The following is a 16,942-nucleotide window of genomic DNA, read 5'->3' as shown; positions in this document are numbered from 1 at the left end:
AGCCTCGCTCATCTGGTGTCAGACCTCATCGGGGTAGGCGTTCGGGCCGGTGGTGCCGCTGCGCAGGCTGCCGTCGAGGTAGGCGGCCCGGCAGGCGCGGCGACCGATCTTGCCGCTGGAGGTACGCGGAACGGTGCCGGCCGACACCAGCAGGACGTCGCGCACGGTCACGCCGTGGCGCACCGCGATCGCCGCCCGGATGTCGTCGGCAATGGGCTGGTACTCGAGCTTGTGGGCACCCGGGGCGCGCTCGGCGACGATCACCAACTGCTCCGAGCTGTCCTCGGGGTCGTACTTGAGCCCGGAGTGCGGGTTGTCGAATGCCGACTGCGGCAGCTGGTTGGCCGGCACCGAGAACGCGGCGATGTAGCCCGCGCGCAGTGCCCGGCTGGCCTCCTGCGCGGAGTACTCCAGGTCCTGCGGGTAGTGGTTACGGCCGTCGACGATCACCAGGTCCTTGACGCGACCGGTGATGTAGAGGTCGTCGTTGTAGTAGGCGCCGTAGTCACCGGTGCGCACCCAGTAGCCGTTCTCGTCGGAGCCTTCGGCGCGCGACGGGGTGGCCCGCTTCTTGAGCACGTTGCGGAAGACGTCGTCGGTCTCCTCTTCGCGGTTCCAGTAGCCGACGCCCATGTTGTTGCCCTGCAACCAGATCTCGCCGATCTGGCCGTCGGGCAGCTCGGTGCCGGTCTCGTAGTCGACGATCACCGCCCACTGGTCCACGCCGACCCGCCCGGCCGAGGCCTGGCTGACCGCATTGGGGGCATCGGGGGCGACCTCGACGAACCGGTTGCCGTTGTTGAGCTCCTCGCGGTCGACGTAGACCACGCGGGGGCCCTCGTCGGGCGGGGTGGTGGACACGAACAGCGTCGCCTCGGCCAGCCCGTAGGACGGCTTGATGGCCTCTTCGCGGAACCCGTAGGGGCCGAACGCCTCGTTGAACTTGCGCACCGAGGCGGCCGACACCGGCTCGCTGCCGTTGAGGATCGCCCGGACGTTGCTCAGGTCCAGCGGCGGGTCGCCCTCCTTGGGCAGTCCGCGGGCCGCGGCGTGCTCGAAGGCGAAGTTCGGTGCCACCGAGAAGCACTCACCGGTCTCGCCTTCCTTGCGGGACATCTCCTTGATCCACCGGTAGGGCCGGCGAACGAACGCCGCGGGGGTCATGAAGGTGAACTGCTGACCCAGCACGCACGACAGCAGGATGGTCACCAGACCCATGTCGTGGAAGAACGGCAGCCAGGTGACGCCGCGGTCGCCTTCGCGGCCCTTGAGCGCATCCAGCAGCTGGACGACGTTGGTGGGCAGGTTCAGGTGGGTGATCTTCACGCCGGTGGGCGTGCGGGTGGAGCCGGAGGTGTACTGCAGGTACGCGATGGAGTCGCGGGTGACCTCGGGCATCACCCAGGTCGCCCCCACCTCGTTGGGCACCGCGTCGACCGCGATCACCCGCGGTCGGGCGTTGGCCGGGCGGCTGCGGAAGAACTTCCGGACGCCCTCGGCGGAGTCGCTGGTGGTCAGCACCGCGGACGGGGTGCAGTCGTCGAGCACCGCGTGCAGTCGGCCCACGTGGCCCGGCTCGCCCGGGTCGAACAGCGGCACGGCGATCCGGCCGGAGTACATGATCCCGAAGAACGACACCAGGTAGTCCAGGTTCTGCGGGCACAGGATCGCGACCCGGTCCCCGGGCTCGGTCACCTGCTGAAGCCGCGCGCCGACGGCACGGTTGCGGGTGCCGAAGTCCGCCCAGGAGATGTCGCGGGCGAGGCCGTCGCGTTCGGTGGAGTAGTCCAGGAACCGGTAGGCCAGCTTCTCACCGCGCAGCGCGGCCCAGCGCTCGACGGTCTTCACCAGGTTGGCGTTCTCCGGGAACCGGATCTTGCCGTCCTTGACAAAGGGGTTGTGGTAAGCGGCCTGTGTTGCCGGGGCCATCAAAATCTCCTGTCGCGAACAACGTTTCAGTCAACTGCCGAGCGTGTCGGGTCACTCCGGCGCGTTACCTCGGCGCCTCGGATCCCACGGATCGTAGTGGGTCTCCGCACCCGGCGACGCGCCGCTGACCTGCGGCTACGGGCCGCTGCTCTTAAATTGTTCTTAATGTTAGAGGTCGGTGCGGTCCATGCCAAATCAAACGGTACCGCGTGTGACGCCGGTCTCCGGGTCACGAGACGGTTGCAGCTTCGCGGCTAGCCGTGCGGCGGATGCGGCGCGTTGGCCACGAGGTCTCGTGCCCAGTTCAGTGTCCACTGCGTTGCGGACAGGCCGTCTTGGCTCCAGACGTCGGTGGTTCCGTACAACGCGTGCACCGGCTGACCCGCTCCGCCGGCCAGCGTCTCCAGGGTGGCGGGCAGTTTGCCGATGCTGAACGCCTCTTTCGGCGCGGCGCAGATCAGGTCGCCGCGGGCGCAGATCTCGTTGGTGCGCGGGGCCAGATCTCCGAAGCCGCCGTCGCGTGCACCGGTCATGGTCAGTCCCATCCCGGACAGGATCGGCAGTTCGTGCAGGGTGACCTCGGCGCCCTGCCCCGGCGGGGTCGGCGGCACATCGACACCGCTGCCCGGTCCGACCTGGCGGCGGCCGTCGGCGATCAGCGTCACGCCCAGCACCAGGTCCTCGTCGACCGGGCCGCGGCCATTGCCGATGTCGCTGGCGACATCCCCGGCGATCACCGCGCCTTGGGAAAACCCGATCAGCACGTAGCTGGTCAGCGGGCACCGGTCGTTCATCTCGGTCAGCGCCTTGACGGTGGCGCGGGTGCCCTCGGCCCGGCTGTCGTTGTAGCTCATCTGCTTGTCGGCCGACAACGGATTGTGGAACTGCGCGGTGTAGGGGACGGTGTAGGTCTGCACCCGGTTCGCGTCGAACTGCTCGGCGATCGGACGGGTGACGGTGAGCAGCAGCGCCCGGGGGAACTCGGTGGGGTTCAGCGGGTCATCGGTGAGTGAGGACTCCCAGGTCCCCGGCACCGACACCAGTTGCACATCCGGGCAGCTGGCGTCCTGGTAGGCCGGACGCGGCTTGCGGGGCCGCGTCGGCACCGAGCTGGTCGGCGGAACGGCCGCGCCGGGCTCGGCGATCGGCGGTGAGGCCGGGCGCCGGATCCAGATCACCACCGCGATCAGCACCAGCGCCACCACCAGAGCCATCGCGCCGGCGGCGATCCAGGCGAGGAGGCGGCGGCGGTTGGTCGGTGACTTGCGGGGAGATTTCGCGGATTTGCGCGGGGTTCTCGATGTCTTCTTCTTGGCCATATCGCCTTTCACGGTACAGATCCGCGGCGATGACCATCGATTGCCACTGCGTCCACCAGGCAGAAGCGTCGGTTGGACGCAGAGTCAACCAAAGTACTAGCGGCTCCGCCGCGCTAGCGGATCCCTCTACCCAAGCGCGCTAGCGGATCGCGCCGACGATGTCGCCGACCATGGCGCCCAGCTGCGACGCCCACGATCCCCAGCCGTTGTCGCCGGCCGAGAAGTCGAAGTGGCCGTTCTTGCCGCGCACCTGGCGATACTGCGAGTTGAAGTACCGACCACTGCCGGCCGCCTGCGCCGGGTCGCCGATCATCGCGGCCGGGTTCGAGGCGCCGCCCAGCGGGGCGTAGACCCAGACCCGGGTGTTGTTCTGCGCGAGCAGCGTGGCGTGCACGGTCGGGTCGTGCCACTTCCAGCGGCCGAGCTGCGGCGCGCCCCACATGCCGTACGGGTCCACCCCGCCGAAGTTCTGCAGGCCCGCGGCGATCACGCCGCCTTCGGTGGTGTTGGCCGGCCCCAGGAAGCCCGACATCGAGCCGGCGAAGCCGAACCGGTCGGGGTGGAAGGTGGCCAGCGCCATCGCCCCGTAGCCGCCCTGCGACGCACCGACCACGGCGTGACCGCCCGGCGCCAGTCCCCGGTTGGCCGCCAGCCAGTCCGGCAGCTCAGTGGACAGGAACGTGTCCCACTGCTTGCTGCCGTCCTGCTCCCAGTTGGTGTACATGCTGTAGGCGCCGCCGGCCGGCGCGACCACGGAGACGCCCTTGCCGGCCAGGGTGTTCATCGCGTTGCCCGCGGTCACCCAGTTGCTCAGCTCGGGGTGGGCGTCGAACGCGTCGAGCAGGTACACCGCGTGCGGTCCCTGGTTGAGGAATGCCACCGGGATGTCGCGGCCCATCGACGGCGACGGGACCATCAGGTTCTCGAACTGCGCGGCCTGCGCGGTGGGACTGACAAGCGTGCCGCCACCCCACAGCCCCAGCATCAGCACGGCCACGCACAGCGCCCGCAGGAACTTCGACAGTCCGCTCATATCCACCTCGCTCGTCGGCACAGAATCAGGATGATTCCACCCGCTGTTCGCGCGCCCTGACCCCGGGAGGTAGTCAATCACACGGCAAAGGCGGGAAGGGCCGGAAACGACCGACGGCGGCGACCCGTCAGGTCGCCGCCGTCAGCGGTACATCTAGTGTTCTGGCTACTCGCCCGAGTCAGTGCTCTCGGCCGCGCCGCCCGGGGTGGCGCCCAAGTGGGCCTGCAGGTCGGGCTTCATGGCCTGCAGCTGCTGACCCCAGTACTCCCAGCTGTGCGTGCCGTACTCCGGGAAGTTGAAGATCGCGTTGTTGCCACCGGCCGCGACGTAGAGCTCCTGGAACTTCTTGTTCGCACCGATCATGAAGTTCTGCTCGAGGAACACGGCGGGGATGTTGTCGCCACCGAGCTCGTTGGCCTTGCCGTTACCGCAGAAGACCCACAGGCGGGTGTTGTTGGCCACCAGCTTGGCGACGTTGACCGTCGGGTCGTTGCGCAGCCATGCCGGGTCGTTGTCGTCGCCCCACATGTCGTTCTTCTTGTAGCCGCCGGCGTCACCCATCGACAGGCCGATCCAGCCCTTACCGGTGGACGGGTTCAGGTAACCCGACAGCGAACCGGCGTAGGTGAACTGGTTGGGGTGGTAGATCGCCAGCGTCAGCGCCGACGAACCGGCCATCGACAGGCCGACCGCGGCGTTGCGGCTCTGGCTCACGCCGTACTCCGACGCCAGGTAGGCCGGCAGCTCGCTGGTGAGGAAGGTCTCCCACTTGTAGGTGGAGCAGCCCGCCTTGCCGCAGGCCGGCTTGTACCAGTCGCTGTAGAAGCTGGACTGGCCGCCGACCGGCATGATCACCGAGATGCCCGAGTCCAGGTACCACTCGAACGCCGGGGTGTTGATGTCCCAGCCGTTGAAGTCGTCCTGGGCGCGCATGCCGTCGAGCAGGTACAGGCCCGGGCTGCCGGAGCCGCCCGACTGGAACTGAACCTTGATGTCGCGGCCCATACCCGCCGAAGGCACCTGCAGGTACTCAACCGGCAGACCGGGCCGGGAGAACGCGCTGGCCTCCGGGGTACCACCGACCACACCGACCAGTCCCGCCAGCAGCGCCGCGCCACCGGCAGCGACCATCAACCTGTCAAGCAACTTCATACTTGGCATCCTCATTCATTGCAGTCTTTGCTCATTACGTGGTCCGACTTGGACCCGATCTGTGCGAACAAACGCGACAGTGCCGATGTAGTCAACCACAAAACCCGCGCCGCTGAGCTTCCCGGGTTGCACCCACGGGTCCGCCACCACGCCCGAAACAGGTTTTTGTGCCAGTCGGTGCGCTGCGCTCCTACACCCATACCAGCCGGTGAGGCCCAACAAGGCGGGTAGCTACCGAGCCCGGAGCATGACGTCGGTCACAGTTTTCGGGTTGGCCGGGCGACAGACGGGTCAGGGGAGCTCCGGCGGCATCCCGGTGTAGGTCGGTCGCGTCGGCTCGGGCACGGCAAGCCCGCAGCGGATCAGTTCGTCGCGCGGGACTCTCTCGATCCGGTAGCGCGTGAAGCTCGGCGAGTGCAGCACATTGGACAGGAACCGGCGCGGGCCCATCGGAGCACGCACCGAGCCCAGCACCGCCGCGGTGTCGGGGCAGCGCAGGGCCGCCTCGGCCTGGGCGATCCAGTCCTGGTCCAGGTATCCCGGGATCAGTGGGTACCACTTGACCCACGGCCCGTCGGCCACCACCCAGTCCCGGAACAGATCCTTGTCGTGGCCGATCCGGCCGTGGTCTATGCGTTCGGTGTGCGCCGCGATCGGATTGATCAGCCCGATCTGGTCGAGCACTCGCACGTCCAGTCCGGTGTTCATGCCCAACATGCCCATGTTGGTGAAGAAGACGGTGTGGGGACCGGGTGCCCCCGGATCGGGATCGGTCGGTACGCCGACCCCCGGGGGCACCGGCAGGATGACCGGCACCACGTCCCACTGGTCGTAGTTGCCCGACGGCAGCAGCAGCGCCCCTTCGGGGGTGGCGGCGATCGTGCTCAGCACCGCGCGCATTCGCGGGTAACCGAGGTAATCCGCGGCGGTCAGCGGGTGGGCTTTGCCGGTGGCCTGGGAGTAGAACCGGCGCTCGTCGACGATCCCGGAGTAGGTGACGCGGGTGGCGTCATCGCCCATGCCCGGCGAGTTGGCCGCCCACAGGGCCCAGCCCGCCACCGCCACCCACAGCAGGCCGACCGCGCCACTGAGCAGGTAGCCGGCCTCGCGGCGGTAGCGCGCACCGTCGGGCAGCAGCACCGGAATGACCGCCACCGGCGCCAGCATGCAGAACAGCGGCGCCAACAGCACCCGCCCATGCATGAAGTCGCCGCCCTGGCGCACCCAGTAGGCCGCCTGCAGCAGACCGCTGAACACGAAGAAACAGACCACCCCGCCAGGGCTCTGCACCAGGCGCGCCCACGGGCCCACACCGGGAGGGACCGGCCGGCGTGGCCGGTAGCGCACCGCGGCGCCCGCCCACAGTGCCGCACCGAGCGCCACCAGCAGCACCGCCGGCACCCACAGCGCATACGGGGCGTTGAAGTTGGCCAGGTAGATCAGGCCCTGCGACCACTTGTCGCCGGCCGCATCCTTGGCCAGTGCGGTGCCCGGCACCAGCAGCGCGTAGTAGCCCATCCGGAAGATCTGGTACGCCACCGGCAGGGCACCGCCGGCGACCAGGATCAACAGGCGCGGCCGCCACTCCCGCGCCGCGATCAGCAGCATGATCAGCGCGCCGCCGCCGATCAGCGCCAGTTCGGGGCGGACCAGCACGCTGCAGCCGGCCACGAAGGCCAGGGCCGCGGTGAAGATCGGTCCGCGGGCCCGGGATCGGGGCATCCGCAGTGCCTGCGACCAGCAGACCAGCATCCACCACAGCAGGCCCAGGTAGGCCAGCACCAGCCCGGACTCTAGGCCGGAGGTGGCGAAGTCGCGCGCCGGGGGCAGTGCGATGTAGACCAGCGCCCCGGCCGGCAGCAGCAGCGCGCGCCGGCCCTGCAGGCCCGGGGCGTAGAGCCGGGCGGTGCCCAGCATCAGCAGCGCCATCCCGGCCAGGCTCAGCACCAGCGCTAGGACCAGTGCTACGTACTCCATGCGCACCGGCCCGCCGATCCAGCTGCCCAGATACATCAGGTACGTCCAGGCCGTGGAGGTGTTGGCCTCCACGCGCTCCCCGACGTTGAAGACCGGGCCGTTGCCGGCCAGCAGATTGCGCACGGTGCGCAGCACGATCAGTCCGTCATCGGAGATCCAGCGCCGCCGCCACGCCCCGATGCCGAACATCAGCACCACCACCGCCACCCCGGCCCATGAGCTCAGCCGCACCGAGGGGCTGTAGGAGACCGCGGGCCAGCCCAGCGGCCGGACCCGGGGGTCCGGTGCTCTGCCGCTCGTGGCCCCCCGGGCCGAGCTAGCCGAAGGCGACGGCTGCACCGATGGTTCCGATCCAGGCCAGCGCCGCCAGCTGCAGCACCCGGTCACGCCGCAGGATGTCCTCGGCTTCGCCGGCCATGCCGCCGTCGACGTCGACCGCGTACCGCAGCACTCCGATGACGATCGGGATGATCGACACCGCGAACCACGAACCCGAACCGCTGTCGCGTTCGAACGCGTACAGGCTGTAGCAGACCAGCATCGCGGTGGCCGACGCCGTCCAGACGAAACGCAGGTAGGTGCTGGTGTAGTTCTCCAGCGACTTACGGATCTTGGCTCCGGTCTGCTCGGCCAACTGCTTCTCGGCGTAGCGCTTGCCGGCCGCCATGAACAGCGACCCGAACGCCATCACCAGCAGGAACCACTGCGACAGCGGAATGCTGGCCGCCACGCCACCGGCGATAGCCCGAATCAGAAATCCCGAGGAGACGATGCAGATGTCCAGCACCGCTTGGTGTTTGAGCCCGAAGCAGTAGCCCAGCTGGATGGCCAGGTAGATGGCCATCACCAGGGCCAGGTTCGGGGTCAGCCAATAGGAGATGCCCAGCGAGGCCGCGCCCAGCAACGCCGCCAGGGCGTAGGCCAGCCCGACCGGCACCACACCGGCGGCGATCGGCCGGAATCGCTTGGTGGGATGCGCCCGGTCGGCTTCCACGTCCTGGGCGTCGTTGATCAGATACACCGCGGACGCCGCGAGAGAGAACACCACAAAGGCGATCAGCGACTTGCGTGCCAGATCGGCGTAGTCGTAGTGGACTCCGCCGCCGAGCGCCGCCAACGGAGCCGCGACCACCAGGACGTTCTTCACCCACTGGCGGGGCCGCATGGCCTTGATCACCCCGGAGAGCAGGTTGGCCGGCGGGCCGAGCTCCGACGTGCGGTCGTGGGTTTCTGCGCTCATCGCGAGTCTCCAGAGTTGTCCAGACGGATCACTCGATCGGTCACGGCCGCGACAGTTGCGCCGACGGCGACACCGGTGAGCACGTCACTGGGGTAGTGCACCCCGAGCACCAAGCGCGACAACGCCATCGGCGGCACCAGCAGCGCCGGCAGGGCTCCGCGCCGCAGGCCGGCCGCGCGGCCCAGCAGGATGGCCGCCGCCGCGGTGGAGGTGGCGTGTGCCGAGGGGAAGCTCAGTGCACTGGGCGTGCCGACGTTGACCGCGATCGCCGGGTGGTCCGGCCGGGTGCGGCGCACGATGCGCTTGATGATGACCGCGGCGGCGTGCGCGGCGAACGTGCCGGCGCCGGCCACCAGCCAGCTGCGCCGCCGCTGCGGCTGAAGCAGGGCGCCCAGCGCCGCGACCGCCAGCCAGCCCAGGCTGTGCTCGCCGAAGTGCGACATGGCCCGGGCGGCGGGCAGCACGCCGGGCCGGCCGGTCAGTGCCGACTGCACCGCGACCAGCACGGCGTCCTCGCCGTGCGGGGGTACCGCGTCATCGAAATCCGTGCGGCCGGGGGCGCTGCCGAGTTCGGTCATGACGACGTGGCACCGTCGGGAAGCAGCACGGTCTCCCACTGCTGCTTGCTCGCCAGCGTGGGCAGCGCCCGGCGGTAGGTCTGGCGCAGCGAGTCGAACCGGCGCGCCAATTCGTATTGGCGGCGCAAGGATTCACGCAGCAGCTCGAACATCTTCTCCCGGTCGCGTTGTCGGTAGACCACACCACGCCCGTCTGCGGTGGTGACGGTCACGCCGTCCTGGGTGCACAGCAGGAACCAGCGGGCGTCCTGGGTGGGCACATTGAGCTGCGGGCGCTGGTGGTGCTCCGGCGCGGTGGCCTTGAGATTGTGCAGGATGCCCCGGGCCAGCCGGTAGCCGATGGACAGCGGCTGCACCGGGGGCCGCATCGGCCTGCGGCGCTGCGAGGGCGCGGGGAGCTCGCTGGCCGCCGGCAGCACCACCGCATCCGGGTAGTTCTTGCGCAGTGCGTGGATGTCCGGCAGCGCCGACTCCAGGATCGAGAAGATGTGTTCGGGGCCGGCCATGAAGTCGTCCAGCGCCTTGTTCTGCACGGCGACGGTCGAATACTCCAGGCAGGCAAGGTGTTTCAGGGTGGCCTTGAGGTGGCTGCGGATCAGCCCGGAGATGTTGCCGTCCCAGTGCAGGGCCGCGACCATCAGCCGGTTGCGCAGGTGGAAGTAGGCCTGCCAGTCGATCGCGTCGTCCTTGTCGCTCCACGCCATGTGCCAGATCGCGGCGCCGGGCAGGGTGACGGTCGGATAGCCGTGTTCTCTGGCCCGGATCCCGTACTCGGCGTCGTCCCATTTGATGAACGACGGGATCGGCTGGCCGATCTCCTCGGCGACGGCGCGCGGGATCATGCACATCCACCAGCCGTTGAAGTCGACGTCGATGCGCCGGTGCAGGTCCGGGGACTCCGCCAGCGGGTCGGTGGCGAAGTTGTGGTCGTACTCGGTGTGCGGGGCGTTGGTCCACATGAAGACGCCCGCATCGACGACCTCACCCATGACGTGCAGGTGCGAGGGCTCCTGCAGGTTGAGCATGTGCCCGCCGACCAGCGTCGGCGTCTTGGCGAACCGGTTCAGCGCCAGCGCCCGCAGGATCGAGTCCGGCTCGATGCGGATGTCGTCGTCCATGAACAGGATCTGTTCGCAGCCGGTGTTCTTCAGGGCCTCGTACATGACCCGGCTGTAGCCACCGGACCCGCCGAGGTTGGGCTGGTCGTGTATCGACAGCCGGTCGCCCAGAGCGGCGGCGGCCGCGGCAAAGCCGGGATGGTCGCGAACCTTGCGGGTGCCCTGGTCGGGCACGATGACCGCGCTGATCACCTCGTCGACGTCGGGGTCGGAGGTGAGCGCCAGCAGGGCGTTGACGCAGTCGTCGGGCCGGTTGAAGGTCGGGATGCCGATGGCGATGTCGGCCCGGCCGGGGGCCTCGATCGGGGCGTACCAGCCGCCACGGTCCAGGGTGACCGCGGTGTCGGTGGTGATGTCGAACCAGATCCAGCCGCCGTCCTCGAAGGGCTGCAGGCCAACCTCGAATTCCACCACCGTCGGGGTGTCACTGTTTTCGACGGATCCGAAAGGCTTGCCGTCCACCGCGATACGCGCACCGGTCGCCTTGGAGCGGTAGACATCGACGCGGCCCGCACCGGTCAGCTCCAGCTGCAGCACCACCGATTCGACGATCGACCAGCGCCGCCAGTAGGACGCCGGGAAGGCGTTGAAGTAGGTGGCGAACGAGACTTCGGACTCCTCGCCGATCTCCAGGCTGGTGCGGGTGAGCGGGTGCGCCCGACGGCTGTTGGTCTCGGATTCCTCGATGTAGAGCTTGCGCACATCCAGCGGTTCGCCCTGGCGCGGCAGGATGATCCGCGAAAGCCGGCTCACCGCCTTCGAAGTGTCGGTCATGCCTTACTGTCCTCCCCCAATGGCACCCCGTCGGCCAGGTGTGGCGCCAGGGTGTTGTCGTACATGCTCAATGCACTGGCGATGGCCATGTGCATGTCCAGGTATTGGTAGGTGCCCAGCCGCCCCCCGAAGAGCACCTTCGCCGTCTGTGTCTCGGCCTTCGCCCGTGCCCGGTAGGAGGTCAGCACGGCCCGGTCGGCCTCGGTGTTGATCGGGTAGTAGGGCTCGTCGTCATCGCCGGCGAAACGTGAGTACTCCCGCATGATCACCGTCTTGTCGGTCGGGTATTCGCGCTCCGGGTGGAAGTGCCGGAACTCGTGGATGCGGGTGAACGGCACGTCGCCGTCGTTGTAGTTCATCACCGGCGTGCCCTGGAAGTCGCCGGTGTCGAGCACTTCGAGCTCGAAGTCCAGGGTGCGCCAGCCGAGCTTGCCCTCGGCGTAGTCGAAGTAGCGGTCCAGCGGCCCGGTGTAGACGACCGGGGCATCGGGGCTGGCAGCGCGCAGTTCGTCGCGGACATCGAACCAGTCGGTGTCGAGCCGGACCTCGATGCGCTCGTCGGCCGCCATGTTCTCCAGCCACGCGGTGTAGCCGTCGACCGGCAGGCCCTCGTAGGTGTCGTTGAAGTAGCGGTTGTCGAAGGTGTAGCGCACCGGCAGTCGGGTGATGTTGGACGCCGGCAGTTCCTTGGGGTCGGTCTGCCACTGCTTGGCGGTGTAGTCCTTGACGAACGCCTCGTACAGCGGGCGGCCGATCAGGCTGATCGCCTTCTCCTCCAGGTTCTGCGCATCGGCGGTGTCGATCTCGGCCGCCTGTTCGGCGATCAGCGCCCGGGCTTCGTCGGGAGAGAAGTAGCGGCCGAAGAACTGTGACACCAGGCCCAAGCCCATCGGGAACTGGTAGGCCTGACCGTTGTGCATGGCGTAGACGCGGTGCTGGTAGCCGGTGAATTCGGTGAACTGCTGTACGTAGTCCCAGACCCTCTTATTAGAGGTGTGGAACAGGTGCGCGCCGTACTTGTGGACCTCGATGCCGGTCTGCGGTTCCGCTTCGGAGTAGGCGTTGCCACCGATGTGCGGACGCTTCTCTACGACGAGAACGCGCTTGCCGAGCTGCGTGGCTACGCGCTCGGCGATGGTCAGGCCGAAGAATCCGGAACCCACGACAAAGAGGTCAAAACGAGCGGTCATCGGCGCCAAGGGTAGCCGACCAGCGCCCGCCCGCCTCGTCGGCGCCCCGCCGCCCCCGCCGGCACGTTGACTATTGCCCCGCCGATGCCGGCCGCGCGGCAATTCGGGGCCGCAAACCCGTCTCCGCCCGCCGAGGAAGGGTTGGTAGCGGTTTCCTCACGATTCGATCTCGTCACTCTTTTCACACGAGTCACACGCGTACCGTCAATCACGTAGGGCAGATGTAAGTGCAGTAAGCGCCGCGACGATCCGTGAAACGGGCCCGACGGCAAAACACATTGAGGAGACTTCCGTGCCGAACCGACGTCGACGCAGGCTCTCGACAACCATGAGCGCAGTCGCCGCCCTGGCCGTCGCGAGTCCGTTCGCAGTTGTCGCAGTGTCCGAGCTGGCCGCCCACAGCAGCGCGCCGCAGCATCATGACTTCGTCGCGGCTTCGTCCGTGGCCGACCTGCCCGGTGAGCTGATCACCGCCCTCAGCCAGGGCCTGTCCCAGTTCGGTGTGAACATCCCGCCGGTGCCCGGATTCAACAACGGGTCCGCTTCGACCGGGCTGTACCCGGGGGCGTCGACCGGGGTGTACCCCGGCGGTCTGGGCACACCGGGCCTCACCTCGCCGGGTCTGACCTCGCCGGGTCTGACCTCGCCGGGGCTCACCGACCCGTCGCTGACCACGCCGTCGCTGTCGACGCCGCCGCTGGGCACTCCCGGGGTGTCCACCACCTCCGGACTGACCACCCCCGGCCTGACCACGCCGCCGCTGACCGATCCGCTGACCAGCCCGGGATTGACCAGCCCCGGCCTGACCAGCCCGTTGACCAGCCCCGGCTTGACCAGCCCCGGCCTGGACAACACCGGCCTGCTCGGGGCCGACGGTCTGCCGCTCACCTCGCCGCTGGGCCTGGACCCCGGTCTCGACGGCACCTACCCGATCCTCGGCGACCCGGCCCTGGGATACCCGGAGACCAGCAGCGGCAGCGGCGGTCTGGTCAGCGACCTGATGAGCGCCGCCAACCAGCTGGGCGCCGGGCAGGCCATCGACCTGATCAAGGGTGTGGTGATCCCGTCCATCGCACAGGCCGCACAGGGTGCCGGACCGGCCATTGCCGCCCCGCCCCCGCCGCCGGTGCCGTAAGACACAACAGCGGAGCTGTTCCGCCCAACGGCACCGCAGAGTCAGCCCGCACCTGGCGGGCGCCGAGGACTCTGCGGTGCCGTTAACAATTCCGGGGGAATCGCCCGGAGCCGGCGGGCGCGTGTCGCATCACCAACAACACACGACACATACGTAACATCAGCACGTGCAAACCCGTCGTCGTCCCCCGCCGACGATCAAGCTCACCGCGTCTCTGGCGACCGTGCTGATCCTGCCGTGGGCCCTGAACTCCGGGCCGAGCATCACGCCGGTCGACGCCTCTGCCACACCCCCCAGCGCTGCGGCCACCAAGCTGAACCAGCAGCCACTGCCGGATCTGGAACCGGGCGTCACCGTCCGCGAGATCACCCAAGACGAACCGTTCACCATGGTCGCGCTCACCGGCGCCGACCTCAGCGGCACGTCCGCACGGATCCGCGCCAAGCGCACCGACGGGTCGTGGGGGCCGTGGTATGCCACCGCGCACGAGACCAAGCAGGAGACCCCGGGCCCGCGGCCGGCTGATGCGCCCGCCCTCGGCCCGGACGGCACCGAGCCGGTGTTCGTCGGCCGAACCACAGCCGTACAGATCGCGATCACCCGAACCGCGCCGAGCGATCCCGCTCCGGCCAAGCCCCCCACCAAGCCGGCCGCCACCAAGTCCGCCCCGGCAGATCTGGGCTACGTGCCGGCCACCGCCGAACAGCCCTTTGCCCAGAACATCTCCGCGGTGCTGATCACGCCGCCGAAAGCCCCGGTCGACGCGCAGTGGCAACCGCCGAAGGCGGTGCTGGGCCCGGGCCAGCCCCCCAACATCATTCCGCGCAGCCACTGGGGCGCCGGCGCCTACGGCCGGTGCGGCAAACCGGTGGAAAGCGGCCCGGTCCACGCGGCCGTGGTGCACCACACCGCGGGCTCCAACGACTACGCCCCGGAAGACTCCGCAGAGATCATCCGGGCGATCTACGCGTATCACACCCGCACCCTGGGCTGGTGCGACATCGGCTACAACGCGCTGGTGGACAAGTACGGCCAAGTCTTCGAGGGCCGGGCCGGCGGTCTGACCCGCGGCATCATGGGCAGCCACGCCGGCGGGTTCAACCGCAACACCTGGGGAGTGTCGATGATCGGCACCTTCGAGGACGAGCCTCCCCCGCCCATCCAGATCGAGACGGTGGGCCGGTTGCTGGGCTGGCGGTTAGGTCTGGACCGCACCGATCCACGCGGCCTCGCGCAGCTGACCTCTGCCGGGGGTGCGTTCACCAACGTTCCGCGCGGCGCCTCGCTGATGCTGCCCTCGATCATCGGCCACCGCGACCTCGACGCGACCGAGTGCCCCGGCGATCAGGGCTACATCGCACTCAACGAGATTCGGGACATCGCCGCCCGGTTCAATGAGCCGCCCGGACCCGAAGACCTCGTCCGGATGATGGAGGGCGGCGCCATCCACACCCGCTGGATGGAACTGGGCGGTGCCGAGGGCATGCTCGGCGCCGTCACGTCGCCGGAGGCGATCGGCGAGGGTTCCACCAAGTACGCCACCTTCGAGCACGGCGCGATCTACTGGTCACCCGAGACCGGCGCGCAGCCGATCACCGGGGCCATCTATGACGCGTGGGCGTCGCTGGGATACGAGCGTGGTGTGCTCGGCCTGCCGACCAGCGCCGAAATCCCCGAACCCGAATGGGTGGGCCAGAACTTCCAGCACGGCACCCTCAACTACAACTGGGCCAGCGGGACGGTCATCCGGGTGGTCGACGGCATTGCCGAAGAGCTGCCCCCGCTGCAGGAGGACGGCCCGCCGGTGCAACTCGAACGCTTCTCGCCGGTGATCGATCCGTTCGGAGTCAATTAGCCGCTGAATTACTGCGGCCCGAAGATCCGCTCCAGCACCCGCGCCAGGCCGTCGTCGGTGTTGGGTGTGGTGATCTCGGCAGCTGCCGCCAGTACCTCGGGGTGGGCGTTGCCCATCGCCACCCCGTGCCCCGCCTGCACCAGCATCGGCAGGTCATTGGGCATATCCCCGAACGCCACCACCTGCCCGATGTCGATTCCCAGCGGCGCGATCAGCTCCTCGATTCCGGTGGCCTTGGTGATACCCGCCGGCACCACCTCGATCAGCCCGTTGTTGGTGGAGTAAGTCAGCTCCGCGGCCGTGCCCATGTGGGCTGACAGCTGCTCGGCCATGGCGGCGCTGGGCATGCCCGCCTTGCGAATCAACAGCTTGATCGCCGGCTGAGACAGCAGATCCTCGAGAGACACCTCGGTGTTGTCGGGGTTGAGCCAGGCGTGCTCGTAGCCCGGCGAGCTGACGAACTGCGGGGTGGCGGCGTCGTGCGCGCTCTCGCCGATGCGTTCCACGGCCAGGCCCGCACCCGGGATGGCGCGGCCGGCGACCTCGGCCAGCTTGACCAGATCCTCGGCCGACAGGGTGCGTGCCGAGATCACCCGGTCGGTGGCCGGGTCGTAGATCACCGCTCCGTTGGCGCACACCGCCATCGGCGCGAACCCGAGCGCGTCCACCACCGGCTTGATCCAGCGCGGCGGACGTCCGGTCGCCAGCACGAAGCGCGCGCCGGAGTCCACGGCCGCGTGCACCGCGGCCCGGGTGCGCGCGGTGATGTTCTCGGTGTTGTCGAGCAGCGTGCCGTCGACGTCGCTGGCGATCAGCGCGGGCGGTCCGCCTTGCAGCTGCATCAGTGCGAACTCCGTCCGGCCGGTGTCTTCCGCAGCCGGCCGCTACGGGCCCGCCCCTGCTCGATACGTCTGCGCTCACGTTCGGCCAGCTCAGCCTCGCGCATCTGCTGGGCTTCGGCCACGGTGGGCGCGCTGCCGCCCAGCCGGCGCGGCACCCAGTGCGCCCCCGCCGGGTGCGGGTATTCCAGCTGTGCCCGGTGCAGCATTTCCGCCATCGTGCTCCTCAGCTCAGCGGTGGTCGCCGCCGCGTCAGCGCCGGCAGCCATCGGCTGCCCGATTCTCGTCAGCACCGGAATGTGATTACGCCACAAGTGCTTCGGGTGGTCCTTGGTCCAGACCCGGTGGATCCCCCAGACGATCACCGGGATGAGCGGAACGCCCGCGCTGTACGCCATCCGGGCAGCACCCGTCTTGAATTCCCCCAACTCGAAGCTACGGCTGATGGTGGCCTCCGGATTCAGACCGACCAGCTCACCCTGCCGCAACCGCTGCACCGCCTCGTCGTAGGCGCCGGCCCCGGCGGAGCGGTCGACCGGAATCAACTTGAGGTGCTTGATCGCATAGTTGACCACCGGGACCTCGGTCATCTCGGCCTTGATCATGAATCGCAGCCGGCGGTTGCGGCGCAGGGCCGCGACCGAGGCCGGATACCAGTCCAGGTAGCCGGTGTGATTCACGGTGAGCACCGCCCCGCCATGCTCGGGGATGTTCTGAAGGCCGTCGATTGTCACGTGCGGGCCGTTGGCATTCGCCAGGAGCGGGAAGACGATCTCCAGCGCCCGGAAGAAGGGTTCTGCCAT

At 68.8% G+C, this 16,942-nt stretch carries 13 protein-coding genes; 2 read left to right on the top strand and 11 right to left on the bottom strand.

The genetic code is table 11. The features are described from left to right. Positions 1-18: 18 nt before the first annotated feature. The 9 genes from fadD32 to glf all read right to left on the bottom strand — a co-directional run bounded on the left by fadD32 (position 19) and on the right by glf (position 12,310). Positions 19-1,929: a long-chain-fatty-acid--AMP ligase FadD32 gene (gene fadD32 / locus AWC18_RS01505; RefSeq protein WP_085137210.1), complete on the bottom strand. Its 1,911-nt coding sequence runs from the start codon at positions 1,927-1,929 to the stop codon at positions 19-21. Positions 1,930-2,183: 254 nt separating this feature from the next. Beyond that, positions 2,184-3,248, bottom strand: a complete 1,065-nt coding sequence (gene culp6 / locus AWC18_RS01500; protein WP_064996733.1) for a carboxylesterase Culp6 — start codon at positions 3,246-3,248, stop codon at positions 2,184-2,186. Between the two features lie 139 nt (positions 3,249-3,387). Further along, positions 3,388-4,281 carry an alpha/beta hydrolase-fold protein gene (locus AWC18_RS01495; protein ID WP_064996734.1) on the bottom strand — a complete coding sequence of 298 codons (894 nt, stop codon included), beginning with the start codon at positions 4,279-4,281 and terminating at the stop codon, positions 3,388-3,390. 165 nt (positions 4,282-4,446) lie between these two features. Next, on the bottom strand, positions 4,447-5,433 hold the full coding sequence (locus AWC18_RS01490) for an esterase family protein (protein ID WP_109470287.1): 987 nt from the start codon (positions 5,431-5,433) through the stop codon (positions 4,447-4,449). A gap of 291 nt (positions 5,434-5,724) precedes the next feature. After that, a complete protein-coding gene (gene aftB, locus AWC18_RS01485) occupies positions 5,725-7,749 on the bottom strand; it encodes a terminal beta-(1->2)-arabinofuranosyltransferase (protein WP_085137207.1) in 2,025 nt (674 codons plus the stop codon). Continuing rightward, a complete protein-coding gene (locus AWC18_RS01480) occupies positions 7,727-8,650 on the bottom strand; it encodes a decaprenyl-phosphate phosphoribosyltransferase (protein ID WP_064996737.1) in 924 nt (307 codons plus the stop codon). Before AWC18_RS01480 ends, aftB begins: the two co-directional genes overlap by 23 nt. Then, on the bottom strand, positions 8,647-9,228 hold the full coding sequence (locus AWC18_RS01475; RefSeq protein WP_064996738.1) for a phosphatase PAP2 family protein: 582 nt from the start codon (positions 9,226-9,228) through the stop codon (positions 8,647-8,649). Before AWC18_RS01475 ends, AWC18_RS01480 begins: the two co-directional genes overlap by 4 nt. Further along, positions 9,225-11,120: a glycosyltransferase gene (locus tag AWC18_RS01470; protein WP_064996739.1), complete on the bottom strand. Its 1,896-nt coding sequence runs from the start codon at positions 11,118-11,120 to the stop codon at positions 9,225-9,227. Before AWC18_RS01470 ends, AWC18_RS01475 begins: the two co-directional genes overlap by 4 nt. Next, the gene (gene glf, locus AWC18_RS01465; protein WP_085137205.1) at positions 11,117-12,310 is read right to left on the bottom strand and encodes a UDP-galactopyranose mutase; all 1,194 of its coding nucleotides are present in this window, start codon (positions 12,308-12,310) and stop codon (positions 11,117-11,119) included. Before glf ends, AWC18_RS01470 begins: the two co-directional genes overlap by 4 nt. 292 nt (positions 12,311-12,602) lie before the next feature. On the opposite strand from glf, the gene AWC18_RS01460 reads away from it, so the two are divergent. Beyond that, positions 12,603-13,445, top strand: a complete 843-nt coding sequence (locus AWC18_RS01460; RefSeq protein WP_064996741.1) for a hypothetical protein — start codon at positions 12,603-12,605, stop codon at positions 13,443-13,445. A gap of 166 nt (positions 13,446-13,611) precedes the next feature. Continuing rightward, on the top strand, positions 13,612-15,300 hold the full coding sequence (locus AWC18_RS01455) for an N-acetylmuramoyl-L-alanine amidase (RefSeq protein WP_064996742.1): 1,689 nt from the start codon (positions 13,612-13,614) through the stop codon (positions 15,298-15,300). Between the two features lie 8 nt (positions 15,301-15,308). Here AWC18_RS01455 and AWC18_RS01450 read toward each other — a convergent pair whose 3' ends face one another. Both AWC18_RS01450 and AWC18_RS01445 read right to left on the bottom strand, forming a co-directional pair. After that, positions 15,309-16,142, bottom strand: coding sequence for a Cof-type HAD-IIB family hydrolase (locus tag AWC18_RS01450; protein WP_064996743.1), 834 nt, complete (start codon positions 16,140-16,142; stop codon positions 15,309-15,311). Continuing rightward, positions 16,142-16,942 carry a lysophospholipid acyltransferase family protein gene (locus AWC18_RS01445; protein ID WP_085137203.1) on the bottom strand — a complete coding sequence of 267 codons (801 nt, stop codon included), beginning with the start codon at positions 16,940-16,942 and terminating at the stop codon, positions 16,142-16,144. The genes AWC18_RS01450 and AWC18_RS01445 overlap by 1 nt, the downstream gene beginning before the upstream one ends.

This window comes from Mycolicibacter nonchromogenicus, assembly GCF_002101775.1.
Classification (GTDB): domain Bacteria; phylum Actinomycetota; class Actinomycetes; order Mycobacteriales; family Mycobacteriaceae; genus Mycobacterium; species Mycobacterium nonchromogenicum.
The sequence above is the reverse complement of the archived record's forward strand: the minus strand, read 5'-3'. Positions and strand labels throughout refer to the sequence as shown.